The following is a 16751-nucleotide window of genomic DNA, read 5'->3' on the forward strand; positions in this document are numbered from 1 at the left end:
GTACAGAGCCCAAGGCTTCGCCGGGAGTCCCGGCGCAGCGCTGACACAGCGCTGCGCCTGCTTACTGATAAGGAGAGCCCGCCACGCGGGCGTCAGATCCCATGCTCTATCGTCGTTTTGAACAGCTGATCGATATTTTCCGCGACGCTCCCACTGCCGCTCCCCCCAACCGCGTACTGCCCTTCTACCTCTATTACATCAAGCAAGTCTGGCCGAGCTTCGTCGCCCTGCTGGTGGTCGGCCTGTTCGTGGCGTTGATCGAGGTGTCGCTGTTCAGCTACCTGAGCACGATCATCGACCTGGCCCAGGGCACGCCCAATGTCGAGATCTTCAAGACCCACGGCCTCGAACTGGCCTGGATGGCGGTGGTCGCGTTGATCTTCCGCCCGTTGTTCGTCGCCCTGCACGACCTGCTGGTGCACCAGACCATCAGCCCGGGCATGACCAGCCTGATTCGCTGGCAGAACCACAGCTATGTGCTCAAGCAGAGCCTGAACTTCTTCCAGAACGACTTCGCCGGGCGCATCGCCCAGCGCATCATGCAGACCGGCAACTCGCTGCGCGACTCGGCGGTGCAGGCAGTGGACGCGCTGTGGCACGTGCTGATCTATGCGGTCAGCTCCCTGGTGCTGTTCGCCGAGGCCGACTGGCACCTGATGATCCCGCTGCTGATCTGGATCGCCAGCTACATCGGCGCGCTCTGGTACTTCGTGCCGCGGGTCAAGGAGCGCTCGGTGATCTCCTCGGACGCCAACTCCAAGCTGGTCGGCAGGATCGTCGACGGCTACACCAACATCACCACCCTCAAGCTGTTCGCCCACACCCACTTCGAGCAGAACTACGCCCGCGAAGCCATCGGCGAGCAGACCGAGAAAAGCCAACTGGCCGGTCGTGTCATCACCAGCATGGACGTGGTGATCACCGCCATGAACGGCCTGCTGATCGTCTCCACCACGGGCCTGGCCCTGTGGCTGTGGACCCAGTCGCTGATCTCGGTCGGCGCCATCGCCCTGGCCACCGGCCTGGTGATCCGCATCGTCAACATGTCTGGCTGGATCATGTGGGTGGTCAACGGCATCTTCGAGAACATCGGCATGGTCCAGGACGGCCTGCAGACCATCGCCCAGCCCATCAGCGTCAGCGACCGCGAACAGGCGCCGCGCCTGGCGGTGGCCAGCGGCGAGGTGCGTTTCGAGCATGTGGACTTCCACTACGGGAAAAAGACCGGGGTCATCAGCGACCTCAACCTGATCATCAAGCCGGGGGAGAAGATCGGCCTGATCGGCCCGTCCGGCGCCGGCAAGTCGACCCTGGTCAACCTGTTGCTGCGACTCTATGACCTGGAGAGCGGACGCATCCTGGTCGACAACCAGAACATCGCCGAGGTGACCCAAGAAAGCCTGCGCGAACGGATCGGCATGATCACCCAGGACACCTCGCTGCTGCACCGTTCGATCCGCGACAACCTGCTGTACGGCAAGCCCGACGCCACCGACGAGGAACTCTGGGAAGCGGTGCGCAAGGCCCGCGCCGACGAGTTCATCCCGTTGCTCTCCGACGCCCAGGGCCGTACCGGCTTCGATGCCCATGTCGGCGAGCGCGGGGTGAAACTCTCCGGCGGCCAGCGCCAGCGCATCGCCATTGCCCGGGTGCTGCTCAAGGATGCGCCGATCCTGATCATGGACGAGGCCACCTCGGCCCTGGACTCGGAAGTCGAGGCGGCGATCCAGGAAAGCCTGGAGACCCTGATGCAGGGCAAGACCGTGATCGCCATCGCCCACCGGCTCTCGACCATCGCCCGCATGGACCGCCTGGTGGTCCTGGAAAAAGGCCGCATCGCCGAGACCGGCACCCACGCCGAGCTGCTGGCCCAGGGTGGCCTGTACGCGCGCCTGTGGCAGCACCAGACCGGAGGGTTTGTCGGTATCGACTGAACCGCCGAAAACCCGCCAAAAACGCCAGCGTCCTCCCGGACCCTGGCGTTTTTTACATCTCCACACCCCACCACATTCCTGTAGCCGCTGCCTCGCAAGCTCGGCAGCGGCTACAGGCGACCTGAACTGGAATTGTAAAAAAAGCCTGCTGTACTCAGACCCTAGGTTCTGGAGCAGGGCCTGTAGCCAGGCTGCACGGCTGCATAACGGCTTTATCGGATCGATAAGGAATAACTTCTATGTCGCTGTTCAAACGTTCAGTCACTGAGTTGTTAGGTACCTTCTGGCTGGTATTGGGTGGTTGTGGCAGCGCGGTATTGGCGGCCGCGTTTCCGGATGTCGGGATCGGCCTGCTGGGCGTGTCGCTGGCCTTCGGTCTTACCGTCCTGACGATGGCCTTCGCCATCGGCCATATCTCCGGCTGTCATCTCAACCCCGCGGTGTCCGTCGGCCTGGTGGTTGGCGGGCGCTTTCCGCTCAAGGAACTGCCTGCCTATGTCGTCGCGCAAGTGATAGGCGGGGTGATCGCCGCGGCGCTGCTGTACTTCATCGCCAGCGGCAAGCCCGGTTTCGAACTGGCCAGCGGGCTGGCCTCGAACGGCTATGGCGAACATTCGCCGGGGGGCTACTCACTGGTGGCGGGTTTTGTCAGCGAGCTGGTGATGACCGGGATGTTCGTGGTGATCATCCTCGGCGCCACCGATAAACGTGCGCCGGTGGGCTTCGCACCGATCGCCATCGGCCTGGCGCTGACGCTGATCCACCTGATCTCGATTCCGGTGACCAACACCTCGGTCAACCCGGCGCGCAGCACCGGGCCGGCCTTGATCGTCGGTGGCTGGGCGATCCAGCAACTGTGGCTGTTCTGGCTGGCGCCGATTCTCGGCGCGGTGGTCGGCGGTGGCATCTATCGCTGGCTGGGCAAGGAAGACAGCTGACAGCAACCCCGAGGGTCACGCCTGCCGATACGGTAGCGCGGCCCTCGCCTCTTCGGCGTAAGCCAGCACGCCCACCCGCTCCTGCTGGAGAAAATCCTCCACCGCCGCTTTCAAGCCGGGGTGCCGCAGGTAGTGCCAGGACCGGGTAATCACCGGCTCGAACCCCCGAATCAGCTTGTGCTCGCCCTGGGCCCCGGCGTCGAAACGCTGCACGCCCTGGGTGATGGCGTAGTCCATGCCCTGGTAGAAACAAGTTTCGAAATGCAGGCGATCGAACTCCGCCAGGCAGCCCCAGTAACGTCCGTAGAAACTGTCGCCACCGATCAGGCTGAAAGCCATGGCCACCGGCCTGGCGTTCTGCTTGGCCAGCACCACGCGGATGGCCTCGGGCATGCGCTCGGCCAGCAGGCTGAAAAAGGCCCGGGTCAGGTAAGGTGACTGGCGCCGCACCGCATAGGTGTTGGCGTAACAGGCGTAGACAAAATCCCACTGCGCTTCGCTGAGTTGCCGGCCTTCGAGCCACTCGAACTCGATGCCTTGCCCCGCCACCTGCTCGCGCTCCTTGCGCATCTGTTTGCGCTTGCGCGAGCTGAGGGTATCGAGAAAGTCCTGGAAGTCCCGATAGCCGCGGTTCTGCCAATGGAACTGGCAGCCCAGGCGCTGCAACCAACCGGCTTGCCCAGCCAAGGCGGCATCGGTAAAGGCGTCGGTGAAGTTGATATGGGCGCTGGAGAGCCCTTCGATCTCCAGGTAACCGGGCAGGCTCTGCAGCAGTTCGAGGCCGTCTTCCAGGCTTGCCGCCAGCAGCCGCGCGCCGCTGACCGGGCTGAAGGGCACGGCGCTCAGCAGCTTGGGGTAATACTCGATGCCAGCCCGGGCACAGGCGTCGGCCCAGCCATGGTCGAACACGTACTCGCCGTAGGAATGCCACTTGCGGTAGCTGGGCAGCGCCGCGATCAGGCGTCCGTCTTGCACATGCAGCAGATGCTCGGCCTGCCAGCCGGAACGCGGGCCGAGGCTGCCGCTGTCTTCCAGCGTGCTGAGAAAAGCGTGACGCAGAAACGGCTGGCCGTCACTGAGCAGGCCGTCCCATTGCTGCGGATCAACGGCGGACAGGCTGGTCAAGGATTGCAACGGCATTGGGTTCCCCAGGAGTGATGCCACGAACGCGCCGAGTATCGCCCATCACTGCCCCAGGTGCAGCAACAGGAAATCGATGAACGCCCGCGACTTGTGCGGCAGGTGCGAACTGTTGGGAAACACCACGTTCACCGACTGCGAAGGCAAGGCGTACTCGGGCAGCAAACGCACCAGCCGGCCGTTGGCCAGGTCATCCTCGACCACCCAGCCGGGCAGTACCGACACGCCCAGGGACGACAGGGTCATGGCGCGGATGGCGGTGGAGGAATTGGACTCGAAGTGATTGGGCCCGTTGACTTCGACCTGGCCCAGTTGCGGGTGGCTCAGGGTCCAGTTGGTCGGCCCTTGCAGGTTGCTGTTGGCGATCCACGGCACGCTGTTCAGGTCCAGGGGCTCGACCACCGGATGGCGCGCCAGAAAGTCCGGGCTGGCCACCAGGACGATCTCGTAATCGGCCAGCTTGCGGCTCTTGAAAGCCGAATCGGCGAGGTTGCCCAGTCGGATCACCAGGTCGAGTTTTTCCACCACCAGATCATTCAACGAAGAGTTGAAGTTATAACAAAGACGAATTTCCGGATAACGTTCGGTGAACTTGGAAATGATCGGCAGTATATAGCGCTCGCCATATTCGCTAGTTGAACTGAAACGCAACTTGCCGGAGATACGATTATGCCCATGCAGGACATTCTCGAAGGCATTGTCGATGTCCGCGACAATACCCTTGAACTCGTTATAAAAGTCCTGGCCTATTTCCGTCAGGGATATATTGCGGGTATTGCGGATCAACAGGGTCGCCGACAAAACTTCCTCGAGCGCCTTGACATGCAGGCTGGCCATGGCTTTGCTGATGCACAGATAGTTGGCCGCCTTGGTATAGGAACCGAAATCGACAACCGCCAGGAATGTCTGGACGCGATTTAGATGCGTGTGCATGTTATAGCTCACCGTTTTTTGCAAGTCATTGTTAAATTCCATCAAACAATGTTTCAAGTATAGGCGTATCGACACCCTCGGTCTATCGCTCCTATGATCCCGCCGCAAAAGGGAGATCATATGACTTATCGCTACAAAGTGGCTCTTATATTCCTCATCGGATTCTTTATCGACTGTATAAACATATTCATGTCGGCAGTGGCTTTACCGAGCATTGCCCATGATATGCAAGTTTCGACTTCATCCGTGGCCTGGGTGGCCAATGCTTATATTCTCGGCCTGACCCTGATCATTCCAGTGAGCACCTGGCTGGCCGGACGTTTCGGCAGCCGCGAAATCCTCACCGCCTCAATGCTGCTCTTCAGCGGCGCCGTGTGGATGTGCGGGATGGCCGGCAGCTTCCATGAACTGGTGATCTGGCGTTTCGTCCAGGGCATCGGCGGCGGCTTGCTGATCCCGGTGGGCCAGGCCCTGACCTTCAACCTGTTCCAGGGCCCGCAGCGGGCCAAGATCTCCACCCTGGTGATGGCCGTCGCCCTGATCGCCCCGGCCATTTCGCCGACCATCGGCGGCGTGATTGTCGACAGCAGCTCCTGGCGCTGGGTGTTCCACAGCAACATTCCGTTCTCGCTGATCGCCGCCGCCCTGTCCTGGCTGTGGATCAAGGAAGCCCGGCCCGCCAGCCTGGCGCGCCCGGACATCAAGGGCCTGCTGCTGGTCAGCACGGCCCTCGGCAGCCTGCTGATGGGCATGTCGCTGTACGGTGGCGACTACCCGCCGCTGGCCGCCCTGAGCTGCCTGATGCTGGGCGTCACCTGCGTGGTGCTGTATGTCCTGCATTACCGCCGCTACGACAACGCCATCGTCGAGTTGAGCCTGCTCAAGAGCAAGAAGCTCAGCACCTCGATCTTCATCTACTACGCGATTCCCGGGGTGTTCACCGGGGTCAACCTGCTGAGCATCTTCTTCCTGCAGAACAGCCTGCACTTCAGCGCCAAGCTGACCGGCATGTTCATGATCCTCTACGCCAGCGGCGCCTTCATCGCCATGCTGGTCTGCGGCCGGGTCTACAACCGCTTCGGCGCCCGGCGCCTGTTCACCCTCGGCATGCTCCTGCACAGCGCCGGCATCGCCACCCTCTACCTGGTCGACAGCGCCGCCGACCTGCCGATCATCGTCATCGCCTACTGCCTGATGGGCATCGGCGGCGGCATCGGCGCCAACACCGCGCAAACCACCTCGCTGATGGACTTCGAAGGTGCCGATACCCACAAGGGCAGCGTGATCTGGAACATCAACCGGCAGATGTCCTTCAGCATCGGCGCCGCGCTGTTCCTGATGATCTACAACCTGCTGCTCGCCAGCCTGGCGTCTACCCCGGCCTATCACCTGACCTTCGTCATCGCGGCGGTGATGGGTCTGTTACCCCTGTTGCAGATGAGCAACCTGACCACGCAAAAGGAATGTCATGCACAACACAATCGTTGAACAGGCCAAACACAGCATCCATGCGGTCCACGAGCTGATCCACGCGGTCTTCACCGACCAGGACGGCAACGGCGCCGCCGCCATCGACCGCCTGCTGCCGGCCTTCGCCGAGCACTTCAGCATGGTCACCACCGCGGGCGCCATCGTCAGCCGCGAGCAGGTCGAACAGATGTTCCGCGGCGCGGTCGGTGCCCGCCCCGGCCTGGAAATCCTCGTCAGCGACCTGCACACCGTGTGGCACGAAGGCCACAGCGCGGCGATCCGCTACAAGGAAACCCATCGCCTGGAGCAGAAGGAAACCTCGCGCCTCTCGGTGGTGGTGATCCGTATCCATGAGCACTCGGCCCAGTGGCTGTACCTGCATGAAACACCGTTAAGCTGACAGCGAGTCACCCCATGAATTACCAGATCACCCAGTGCCTGATGCTCTCGCCAAGCATCAAGGAAATCACTCTGGCGCCTCTTGTGCCGGCCCCCTGCGAGGCCACCGCCGGGGCCCACTTCAAATGGTGGATTCCCCAACTCGAGCAATGGCGTCATTACTCCCGGGTCGAACTGGCCGAACATGAGCTGCCCCAGGGCAGTCTGGTGTTCGCCATTCGCCTGAACCCCGACTCGCCCAGCAGCGCTTATATCCGCCAGCTGGGCGTCGGCGACCAGGTACGACTCGACGGTCCGTTCAATGCCTTCGACTACCAGCTGGACGACAGCGACGGCGCCGACATCGCCCTCGCCGGCGGCATCGGCATCACGCCGTTGACCGGCATCCTCGGGCATCTGCGAGCCCGGCAGCGCCCGGCGCGGCTGCATTACTTCGCCAAGAGCGCGGGCGATGCCGCCTATGCCGCGCAGATGCGCGAGCTGTTGCAGGACAGCCTGAGCCTGCACTGCTCCGACTCGGCCGAGGGGCGCCCGTCGGTGGCCGCGGTGCTGGGCCAGTTGCAGCCCCGGGACCGCCTGTATGTATGCGGCCCGCAAGCCATGCTCAACGACGTGTTCAGCCATGCCCAGAGCCTGGGGTTTCCTCGCGAGCGCATCCACTTCGAAATCTTCAACACCACGCTGGCGGAAGACGAACCCGGTTTCGCCGTGCATGCCGCGGACTCCGGTATCGACCTGCGGGTGCAGCCCGGCCAGTCCCTGCTCGACGCCCTCGAAGAGGCCGGCCTGGAGCCGCTCTACGACTGCCGTCGCGGCGAATGCGGGGTGTGCGAGCTGGATGTGCTGGAAGGTGAAGTCGATCACCGCGATTTCATCATGAGCCCGCAGCAGGCCGCCTGCAGCAACAAGATCTACCCCTGCGTATCCCGGGCCAAAAGCCCAAGCCTGAAACTGGTCATCTAAAGAGAGAACCTCGTTGGACAACTACTTCAACGGCAAGGAAGTGCATCGCACGCTGTTCCTTGATCCGTCGCTCTTCGAGCGAGAACAACAACAGGTATTCGCCGCCAGCTGGTGCTACCTGGGCCATGAAAGCCTGGTGCCGGAAACCGGCGACTTCTTCACCGGCGACATCGCCGGCCAACCGCTGGCCATGGTCCGGCAGAAAAACGGCGAGATTGTCGTGCTGCACAACCGCTGCCCGCACAAGGGCGTGAAAGTGCTGGCCGAGACGCAAGGCAATGTCGGCCGGTTCATCCGCTGCCCGTACCACGCCTGGACCTTCAAGACCGACGGCCAGTTGCTGAGCATCCCGGTGAAAAAGGAATACGACGACTGCGACCTCAGCAGCTGCGCCGCCCACAAGGGCATGCAGCCGGTGGCCGCGGTGGAGAATTACCGGGGCTTCGTGTTCGTGCGCCTCAAGGAACAGGGCGTCGGCTTCAACGAGTTCTTCGGCAACTCGCTGTCGACCCTGGACAACATGGTCATGCGCTCGCCCCAGGGGCAATTGCGCGCCATCGGCCAGCCCTTGCTGCACCGCCATCGCTGCAACTGGAAGATGGTGGTCGACAACCAGACCGACACCTGCCACCCGATGGTCGCCCACGAATCCTCGGCCGGCGAAGCCATTCGCCTGTGGAAGGAAACCGGGCACGACGGCCAGCCGCCGATGGCCGTTGAACTGTTCTCGCCGTTCATGGCGTCCTACGAGTTCTTCAGCGCCATGGGCATCCGCACCTGGCCCAACGGCCATGGCCATACCGGCGTCAGCAACTCGATCCACAAGGCCTATTCCAGCATCCCCGGTTACTGGGAGTTGATGGTCGAGAGCTACGGCGAAACCCAGGCCGCGGCGATCCTCGACGATACCCGGCACAACACCGTGTATTTCCCCAACCTGATGGTCAAGGGGCCGATCCAGACCCTGCGGGTGATCCGCCCGATCTCGGCCAGCGAGACCGTGGTCGAGTCGTGGATCTTCGAGCTGGTGGGCGCACCAGTGCAGTTGCTGGAAAGAACCGTGCAGTACAACAACCTGATCAACTCGCCGTGCTCGATGGTCGCCCACGACGACGTGGAAATGTACGAGCGGGCCATGGACGGGCTGCGCAGCCAGGCCAACGACTGGGTGAATGTCGCCCGCCTGTTCGAACCGGGCGAATCCCATGAGCAGACCCAGGTGGTGTCCGGCACCAGCGAACGGGCCATGCGCAACTTCTACAACACCTGGCAGCAGCTGATGCAGGCCCAAGACGGATCGACCGCCCATGGATAATTCGCCACTCGAACAGCTGATCTACCAAGAGATCGCGCTTCTCGACCAACAGGATTTCGACGCCTGGCAACAGCTGCTGTGCGACGACTTCCACTACTGGATTCCCCTGCGCCACGACCAAGCCTGCCCGTTGCGCGAATCCTCCCTGCTGTATGAGGACCGCTTCCTCACCACCCTGCGCATCAACCGCCTGGCCAGCGCCCGCAATTTCTCGCAGCAGCCCAAGAGCCGCGGCCTGCACATTGCCCAGCGGCCGGCGATCGACTTCGACCCGGACGGCCTCAGCGCCCGTTGCCTGACCCCCATGCTGTATTGCGAAGCCCGTGGCGACAGCGAATGGCATTACCCGGTGACCGTGGAACACCAACTGCTGTGCCTCGCCGGCCAGTGGAAAATCCAGCGCAAGAAAGTCCTCCTGCTCAATCCGTCCCGCGCGTTTGAAAGCCTGCAGCTCATCATCTGATTTCCGAGACCCTTACCTGTGAACTCCTCCCACTCCGGTTTCGAAGAAACCCAAGGCACCCGCTCGTTCCCCAACATCGACCTGTTGTACGACTATGGGCAGTTCCTGCGCCGTGCCACCCAGGCCATCGGTCACCTGCCGCCGGCAATCGCCGACAAGCACATCGGCATCGTCGGCGCCGGCCTCAGCGGCCTGATCGCGGCCTATGAACTGCTGCGCGCCGGTGCCACCCGCATCACCCTGTTCGAAGCCTCGAAAGACCACCTCGGCGGGCGTTTCCTGACCCAGTGCTTCGACGAAACACAACCGCAGTTCATCGCCGAGATGGGCGCCATGCGTTTCCCGCCGAGCGAAGTCGGCCTGTTCCATTACCTGGACCGCTTCGGCATCGGCACCACCGAGGCCTTCCCCGACCCTGGGGTGGTCGACACCGAAATCCACTACCGCGGCGAAACCCATCACTGGCCGGCCGGGGAAAATCCGCCGCCGATCTTCAACACCGTGCACCGGGGCTGGAACGCCTTTCTCAAGGAGGGCGTGCGCCTGGACGACGGCACCTTCCTGGCGCCTCCGCTGCTGCTCACCGACCTGCTGGAAAAACAGCAATACGCCGAAGTGCAGCCGGAGTGGCAACGCTACCTGGACTGCTTTGGCGATCACTCCTTCTACTCGGCCATGGTGCAGATCTTCACCTCGAAAAACCCGCCGGGCGGCAAGCACTGGCGCAAGCCGGAAGACTTCCACCTGTTCGGTTCCCTGGGCATCGGTTCGGGTGGTTTCCAGTCGGTGTACCGGGCCTCGTTCACCGAGATCCTACGCCTGGTGATCAACGCTTTCGAGGTCAACCAACGGCTGGTGCCCAACGGCATTTCCACCCTCTGGGAGCGAATCGCCGACGAGGAATTCCATGGCATCGCCCTGCGCGACCGGATCTGCCGCACCCGCATCGAATCCATCAGCAAGGGCGCCGACGGGCAGATCCTGCTGCAGGGCTGCAACGGTGAAACCTATGGCTGCGACCGGGTGATCACCACCGCCACCACCCGCGCCCTGCAAGTGAACATGCGCCTCACCCAGGCCGAGCAGTTCGTCAATCGCGATGTCGCCCGGGCGATCAACGAAACCCACATGGTCGGCTCGTCCAAGCTGTTCATCCTGACCCGCGACAAGTTCTGGCTCAAACATGGCCTGGCGCAGAACATCCAGACCGACACCCTGGTCAAGGGCGTCTACTGCCTGGACTACGCCCCGCAGGACCCGGACTCCTGGGGCGTGGTGCTGATCAGTTACACCTGGGAAGACGACTCGCACAAAATGGTCTCGATGACCGACAAGGTCCAACGCTGCAAGCGCCTGGTGGACGAACTGGCGATGAGCGCGCCGGAGTTCGCCAACCACCTAGTGCCGCTGGACGGCGACTACCAGCGTTACGTGCTGGAGTACGACTGGCTCACCGACAAGCAGGCCCTGGGCGCCTTCAAGCTGAATTTCCCCGGCGACGACCTGTACTCCCAGCGCCTGTTCTATCAGTTCAAGACCGCCCTCGACCCGCAGCAGGACACCGGCCTGTACCTGGCCGGCTGCGGCAGCTCGTTTACCGGCGGCTGGGCCGAAGGCGCGGTGCAGACCGCCCTGAACGGCGCCTGCGCGGTGATCGCCAGCCTCGGTGGCGAACTGCTGGAAGGCAACCCGCTGTTCGATCTGCAATCGCACTTCAGCTATTGCTGAGCCAGGCCCCCACCGACTTTCGTTGAGACTTTTTCATGTACAGCCAGCTTTCGATCGAAGCGCTCGTTGACGGGTTTCGCCAGGGCAATCTCTGCCTGGATTCCTGGCATCGCGCGCTGCTCGACCAATACGCCGACGCCGGGCACCTGAACAGCTTCATCAGCTTCGCCCCGCAGGCGTTCAGCGGTGACACCGGCACACCAGAGCAGCGCCAGGCGCCACTCTATGGCATCCCGGTTTCGTTCAAGGACAACATCAATGTCAGCGGCCTGCCGACCACCGCCGGCACGCCCGGCCTGGCCGACTACCAGCCGGCCGCGGACGCCGGCATCGTCCAGCGCTTCAAGGCGCTGGGCGCGCGGGCCGCCGGCAAGAACAACATGCACGAGCTGTCGTTCGGCGTGACCTCGGCCAACCTGAGCTACGGCGCGGTGGTCAATCCGCGCCACCTGCAACACAGCGCCGGCGGCAGCAGCGGCGGTTGTGCCGCGGCCGTGGCCGCCGGCCTGGTGCCCTGCGCGGTGGGCACCGACACTGGCGGTTCGGTGCGGATTCCCGCGGCCTTCTGCGGCGTAGTGGGTTTTCGCCCGAGCACCGGGGTCTACCCTGGCGACGGCATTGTCCCGGTGTCCCAGACCAAGGACTCGCCGGGCCTGCTGACCCGCAGCCTGGAAGACGCACTGTTCGTGCATCGGCATCTGACCGGCACGTCCTTCGCCGCGCCGACTGAAGCCAAGCCCCTGCGCATCGGCATTCCCCAGCAGTTCTTCTGGTCCGAGCTGGAGACCAAGGTGCACAGCGATTGCCGCGCGGCGATCGATTGCCTGGCCGACCAGGGCGTGGAGATGGTGCCGGTGGACGACCGCCTGATCGGCGAGATCAACGAAAGCATCCAGTTCCCGCTGCCGATCTTCGAGTTCTTCATCGACTTCCCGCGGTTCCTGCTCAAGACCGGCCAGGGCGAACGCTTCCTCGACATCCTCGGCCAGATCCGCGACCCGCAGATCAAGAAGACCCTCATGGCGCAGCTGGAAAGCCCAGCCATTTCCTACGAAGACTATGTGCAGGCCTTGATGAGCAAACTGCGCCTTGACCGCGAATATGCCGGGCTGTTCCAGCAGCACCGGCTCGACCTGATCGCCTACCCGACCGTCAGCTGCACCGCGCCGCTGCTGAGCGAGAGCGGCGCCCAGGAGCATTTCGAGCATTTCGTGCGTAACACCGACCCAGCCAGCAACCTGGCGGCGCCGAGTGTCAGCGTGCCGGTGGCCGCCGCCGGCAGCCTGCCGGTCGGGCTGTCGTTCGACGCCTTGCCCGGGCAGGACCACCAGCTGCTGCAAATGGCGCAGCAACTGAGCCGCCTGCTGGCTCTGCGCTGAGTCGTCGCCCGGGTGCGCGGGAGCCGGCCTGCCGGTTTTCCGCACACCCGAGGCGCACCCTCGCTACCTCCAATAACAATTTCATTGCAGGCCTTGCCATGCGCGGTACGTCCATCGCTTCATCCCCTTCAACCTCCCATCGCACGGTCGCCGAACACCGGCCCTCAGTCATCGGCGGTGCCATGATCATCGGCGGTACCATTGTCGGAGCGGGCATGTTCTCGCTGCCGGTGATGATGTCGGGGCTGTGGTTCCAAGGCTCCCTCGCGGTACTGGTGCTGTCGTGGTTCTGCACCCTGCACTCGGGGCTGATGATCCTCGAAGCCAACCTCAACTACCGGCCGGGGGCGAGCTTCTCGACCATCACTCGCGACCTGATCGGCCGGCGCTGGAGCCTGTTCAACGGCGCTACCCTGGTGTTCGTCCTGTATATCCTGACCTACGCCTATATCTCGGCCAGCGGCTCGGTGATCCGCCACACCGCCCACAACCTGGGCCTGGAGATTTCCTCGCGCAACGGCGGCCTGGTGTTCGCCCTGGCGGTGGCCCTGGTGGTCTGGCTCAGCACCGCGGCGGTCAGCCGCATCACCACCCTGGTGTTCGGCGCCAAGATCCTCGCCTTCTTCCTGACCTTCGGCGGCCTGCTCGGCCATGTGCAGCCGCAGGTCCTGCTCGATCGCGGCAACCCGCAACCGGACTACCTGCCCTATCTGTTCATGACCCTACCGTTCTGCCTGACCTCCTTCGGCTTTCACGGCAACGTGCCGAGCCTGATGAAGCACTACGGCAAGGACCCGCAGCGCATCCGCAACTGCCTGCTGATCGGCACCCTGATCGCCCTGGTGCTGTACACGGTGTGGATGCTCTGCACCATGGGCACCCTGCCCCGCGATCAGTTCAAGGACATCGCCCGCCAGGGCGGCACCATCGATGTGCTGATCAGCGCCCTGGGCAGCATGCTCAATAGCGCCCGGGTCGACCTGCTGCTGACCCTGTTCTCCAACTTTGCCGTGGCCTGTTCGTTCCTCGGCGTCACCCTCGGCTTGTTCGACTACATCGCCGACTCCCTGGGCTTCGACGACAGCCCCCGGGGCCGCCTGAAAAGCGCGCTGGTCACCTTCGCCCCGCCGATCGGCTGCGCGCTGATCTGGCCGGAAGGCTTCATCCTCGCCATCGGCTTCGCCGGCCTGGCGGCGACCGTCTGGGCGGTGATCACCCCGGCCCTGCTCGCCCACGCCTCGCGCAAACGCTTCGCCAGCCCGCTGTACCGGGTCTGGGGCGGCACGCCGATGATCGTCCTGGTGCTGCTGTTCGGCCTGGCCAACGCCCTGGCCCACCTGCTGTTCAGCTTCGACCTGCTGCCGGTCTGGCGTTAACCGCCGGCCTCGGCCCAGGCAAAAAAAGGGGGCTCCTCGTCAAGGTGTCCCCCCGATTTCACATATAAGGCGTGTAGGGTATCGAGCATGTGTCAGGTACACATTGCGCGGTCGGCAACCCTTTGTGATGTCCGCTCGTAGATGCACCTCGGGCTTGATCGCTCCTCTGGGGTACAGCACGTCTGCGACCTCCAGCAAGGCCAGTTCGGTGACGCGAATCCCAGTGGTGTGCGTGTGAGCCACAAAAGCACCACGTCACGCTCTGGCAGACGGCCAGTAACGGATGCAACGCGGATCAGGTGTTTGAATTGTCCTGGGCGAAGAGATGTTGCGCGGCGGATGGGTGCAGTCACGGGGTTCTCTGTCAGGATTGGTGACGAATCGCGGACGATCCTGAGAGAGTTGGCAGCGGGCCTCCTGAATAGCTTACAGGCCCGCGTGCCGTGCTGTTCACGGAAAATCAGCCAGTCCCCCGACTGATGCCTTTACTGTGGAACAGGACAGCTCTTGGCGGCGGCCTGGAGTGCCTTGGCATAGTCCATGTAAGTTTCGGGATCGTAGGGCTCTGCTGTGATCCTGAAACTCGACTTGCCCTGGTGGTCAAGTCTCTGCCGAACTTTCAATGCCCACTGCCGACCTTCATGTTTAGCCAGCAGGTCAAAAACATGAGTGTTGAGGTCGCTATTTTCATCCAAGCTGGAGTAGAGATAGCGCAGACTCTTGTACCAGTCGCGTATGCCCGTTATGGCTCTCAGTGCTTCCTTGGCTGGCTCCCTGTCTGAGTCCTTCAAAAAGAACATATTGCCGATGGTAAGTTTCCCGGCACTCTCCAGCTCAGATAGTGGTATAGGCAGCGGCTCGCGACTGATCAACCGTGAATACTCGCAGTCGAAGACCCAGCGCCCCGTCTTTACGTATTTATCCGCGTGGACAACCACACCATTGCCATAATCTTGCTTATATACGCTCGTCATAGCTTTCAGCTCGTAGTAACCCCAGATCAGCAGCAGTGGAGAGAAAATAGCAAGGGCAATCCACACCCCTTTATTTTGGCGAAAATTCAAAGTGGCCTCCCGGTGCGCCAATGGGCGTGTCGCCTGAGATCACAGGGTTAATAGCCCCCATGGTCTGATAGGTGAATTTCAGCACGTCTTGGCTTTCATTTCGTTCATCTTTCAGTTCACCCCACTTCCTGCACCACTCTTCTCCGGGGGCTGCGTTATTGCTGATGCCGCACAGCTTACCCAGCTGGCGTTCCTCGAACGAACCCCAGGTGTTCTTGTAGTCTGAACGTCGAACAAAGGCATGCACTTTGATTCGCAGGTGGTTGGCCAGCAACTGCGCCAGACTTTCGTTGGTCTGTGGAAAGAACTGGATGCCATCTTCGACAGGGAAGTCCGACCGATTGCCCATACCGGTCCTACAGGCGTAGCTGTCGATCTGCGCCGAACTGGCAAACGCCGAAGGTGAAATCTTGTCGTAGCTCAGTACGTCTAAGGACATTTGGAAATCCCCGGCAAGCTGATAGCCGAAGGCAATCCGATGCGGCACGCCGTGGCTGAACAGCGATAAGTGTTCGATGGGTGATTGCTTGCGGTCCTTGCCCTGGTTCAGGTAGTCGATCAGTTCCTGGACATTGGCTACGCCAATAAAGCCAGCACCATAGGCGTCGGCGGATTCGCGTGCAGCACTGAGCATTGTTTCACTGTATGACGGGGTGAACACCATCAGCGTCCGCGTCAGGGCGGGCTTGCTGCGTTTGAATTCGGCCAGCTCGCGCACGGCTTGGCCGATGAACATCATTTGGTTGCCCGAGCTTTTGTCGTGCTGGCTTCCGGCGACTGCGATTAGCTCGGGAGTCAACGGCTCCTTGGGGGCTGTTGAGGACGAACTGCCGGGTTGCACCAGAGCGCCCGAGAGCAAGGCGCGCTGCTCCAGTTGTGAGTCGGCCAGCAGCTCAGACATCAGTTGATCATTCACTGAGCCGTCCGGGCGCACGGCGCCGAGCTTGGCGAAGTCAACGATAACCTGGATTGCTGCGCCGCCGAACTGGAAGCCGCCGAAGGTATCGGGGCTGCCCGAGATGATCGTTCCACCGTGACTGGTCGGGCTCCCTAAGTGGGCCATGGGGCGGCCATTCAGGATGATCGAGGGAAACCCCGTGGTGATGACCGCCCCACAACCGCAGGTGTCACCAACTCGGGCGGCTCCCATGAAGTTGATGTTGATGTCACCAGAAGCGCAAGCAATAGGTGTCGTACCGTGACCGGGAAGCGGGCAGACGTGTTTGTCGCCCAGGCGAGCAGAAGAGAGCATTTATCGTCCTTGCATTAACTGATCCGCGGGAGAAAAACTCGGCTCCTCGTAGAGCTTTGCGAACCTAGCAAGTGACGATGGGTAAGGCTTTAGGACGATTCTGAACTATTGTTCCATGGCTGTTGTGGTAGATCATCGACTGTAGGCGTGACCTCCGTATTTGCTCTTACGTGGCATGGTCTGATTTTCCTGCTTACTTCTCGGTTTCCTGTTCCTGGGTCAATACATGGGTCATGGTGGTCAATGGGGTAATTCGTTGCCGATGGCCGCAACCTGTTTATTGAACTTGTCCATGTCTGCAAATTTCATAGCGACCCAACCCGCAAGAGCAAATAGCCGTACATGCCTTGCGCGGGGCCGGGGGGCGGGGGGGGGGGGGGGGGGGGGGGGGGGGGGG

14 protein-coding genes and 1 pseudogene are annotated in these 16751 nt (G+C 62.3%); 10 read left to right on the top strand and 5 right to left on the bottom strand.

The window, feature by feature from the left end:
* Positions 1-101 precede the first annotated feature (101 nt).
* Positions 102-1934 (top strand): ABC transporter ATP-binding protein, encoded by a 1833-nt coding sequence (locus tag J4D52_RS24860; protein WP_063428912.1) that lies wholly within the window; start codon positions 102-104, stop codon positions 1932-1934.
* Between the two features lie 239 nt (positions 1935-2173).
* Positions 2174-2872 (top strand): aquaporin Z, encoded by a 699-nt coding sequence (gene aqpZ, locus J4D52_RS24865; protein ID WP_063428910.1) that lies wholly within the window; start codon positions 2174-2176, stop codon positions 2870-2872.
* Positions 2873-2887: 15 nt separating this feature from the next.
* On the opposite strand, the gene J4D52_RS24870 is transcribed toward aqpZ, so the two are convergent.
* Both J4D52_RS24870 and J4D52_RS24875 read right to left on the bottom strand, forming a co-directional pair.
* Positions 2888-4012 (bottom strand): GNAT family N-acetyltransferase, encoded by a 1125-nt coding sequence (locus J4D52_RS24870; protein ID WP_063428909.1) that lies wholly within the window; start codon positions 4010-4012, stop codon positions 2888-2890.
* Positions 4013-4057: 45 nt separating this feature from the next.
* Positions 4058-4945, bottom strand: coding sequence for a LysR family transcriptional regulator (locus tag J4D52_RS24875; RefSeq protein WP_102676220.1), 888 nt, complete (start codon positions 4943-4945; stop codon positions 4058-4060).
* Between the two features lie 120 nt (positions 4946-5065).
* On the opposite strand from J4D52_RS24875, the gene J4D52_RS24880 reads away from it, so the two are divergent.
* The 8 genes from J4D52_RS24880 to mtr all read left to right on the top strand — a co-directional run bounded on the left by J4D52_RS24880 (position 5066) and on the right by mtr (position 14038).
* On the top strand, positions 5066-6433 hold the full coding sequence (locus J4D52_RS24880; RefSeq protein ID WP_025805097.1) for an MFS transporter: 1368 nt from the start codon (positions 5066-5068) through the stop codon (positions 6431-6433).
* Positions 6414-6815, top strand: coding sequence for a hypothetical protein (locus J4D52_RS24885; protein WP_038581331.1), 402 nt, complete (start codon positions 6414-6416; stop codon positions 6813-6815). Before J4D52_RS24880 ends, J4D52_RS24885 begins: the two co-directional genes overlap by 20 nt.
* A 14-nt stretch (positions 6816-6829) precedes the next feature.
* Positions 6830-7777, top strand: a complete 948-nt coding sequence (locus J4D52_RS24890) for a flavin reductase family protein (RefSeq protein ID WP_102676194.1) — start codon at positions 6830-6832, stop codon at positions 7775-7777.
* A gap of 13 nt (positions 7778-7790) precedes the next feature.
* Positions 7791-9092 carry a Rieske 2Fe-2S domain-containing protein gene (locus tag J4D52_RS24895; protein WP_102676193.1) on the top strand — a complete coding sequence of 434 codons (1302 nt, stop codon included), beginning with the start codon at positions 7791-7793 and terminating at the stop codon, positions 9090-9092.
* A complete protein-coding gene (locus J4D52_RS24900; RefSeq protein WP_102676192.1) occupies positions 9085-9555 on the top strand; it encodes an aromatic-ring-hydroxylating dioxygenase subunit beta in 471 nt (156 codons plus the stop codon). The genes J4D52_RS24895 and J4D52_RS24900 overlap by 8 nt, the downstream gene beginning before the upstream one ends.
* Positions 9556-9573: 18 nt before the next feature.
* Positions 9574-11283, top strand: coding sequence for an NAD(P)/FAD-dependent oxidoreductase (locus J4D52_RS24905; protein WP_102676191.1), 1710 nt, complete (start codon positions 9574-9576; stop codon positions 11281-11283).
* A gap of 35 nt (positions 11284-11318) precedes the next feature.
* Positions 11319-12662: an amidase family protein gene (locus tag J4D52_RS24910; protein ID WP_102676190.1), complete on the top strand. Its 1344-nt coding sequence runs from the start codon at positions 11319-11321 to the stop codon at positions 12660-12662.
* A 98-nt stretch (positions 12663-12760) separates the two neighbouring features.
* Positions 12761-14038, top strand: coding sequence for a tryptophan permease (gene mtr / locus J4D52_RS24915; protein WP_025805090.1), 1278 nt, complete (start codon positions 12761-12763; stop codon positions 14036-14038).
* Positions 14039-14119: 81 nt separating this feature from the next.
* On the opposite strand, the pseudogene J4D52_RS30610 reads toward mtr, so the two are convergent.
* The 3 genes and pseudogenes from J4D52_RS30610 to J4D52_RS24925 form a co-directional block, all read right to left on the bottom strand.
* A pseudogene (locus tag J4D52_RS30610) lies at positions 14120-14337 on the bottom strand (site-specific integrase); the annotation flags it as partial.
* Between the two features lie 186 nt (positions 14338-14523).
* Positions 14524-15102, bottom strand: coding sequence for a hypothetical protein (locus J4D52_RS24920; RefSeq protein ID WP_124302538.1), 579 nt, complete (start codon positions 15100-15102; stop codon positions 14524-14526).
* Entirely contained in the window at positions 15083-16354 is a 1272-nt protein-coding gene (locus tag J4D52_RS24925; protein ID WP_025805088.1) for a PAAR domain-containing protein, read from the bottom strand. The genes J4D52_RS24920 and J4D52_RS24925 overlap by 20 nt, the downstream gene beginning before the upstream one ends.
* Positions 16355-16751 lie beyond the last annotated feature (397 nt).

The organism is Pseudomonas sp. GW460-12-10-14-TSB1, from assembly GCF_017349775.1.
Lineage (GTDB): Bacteria > Pseudomonadota > Gammaproteobacteria > Pseudomonadales > Pseudomonadaceae > Aquipseudomonas > Aquipseudomonas piscium.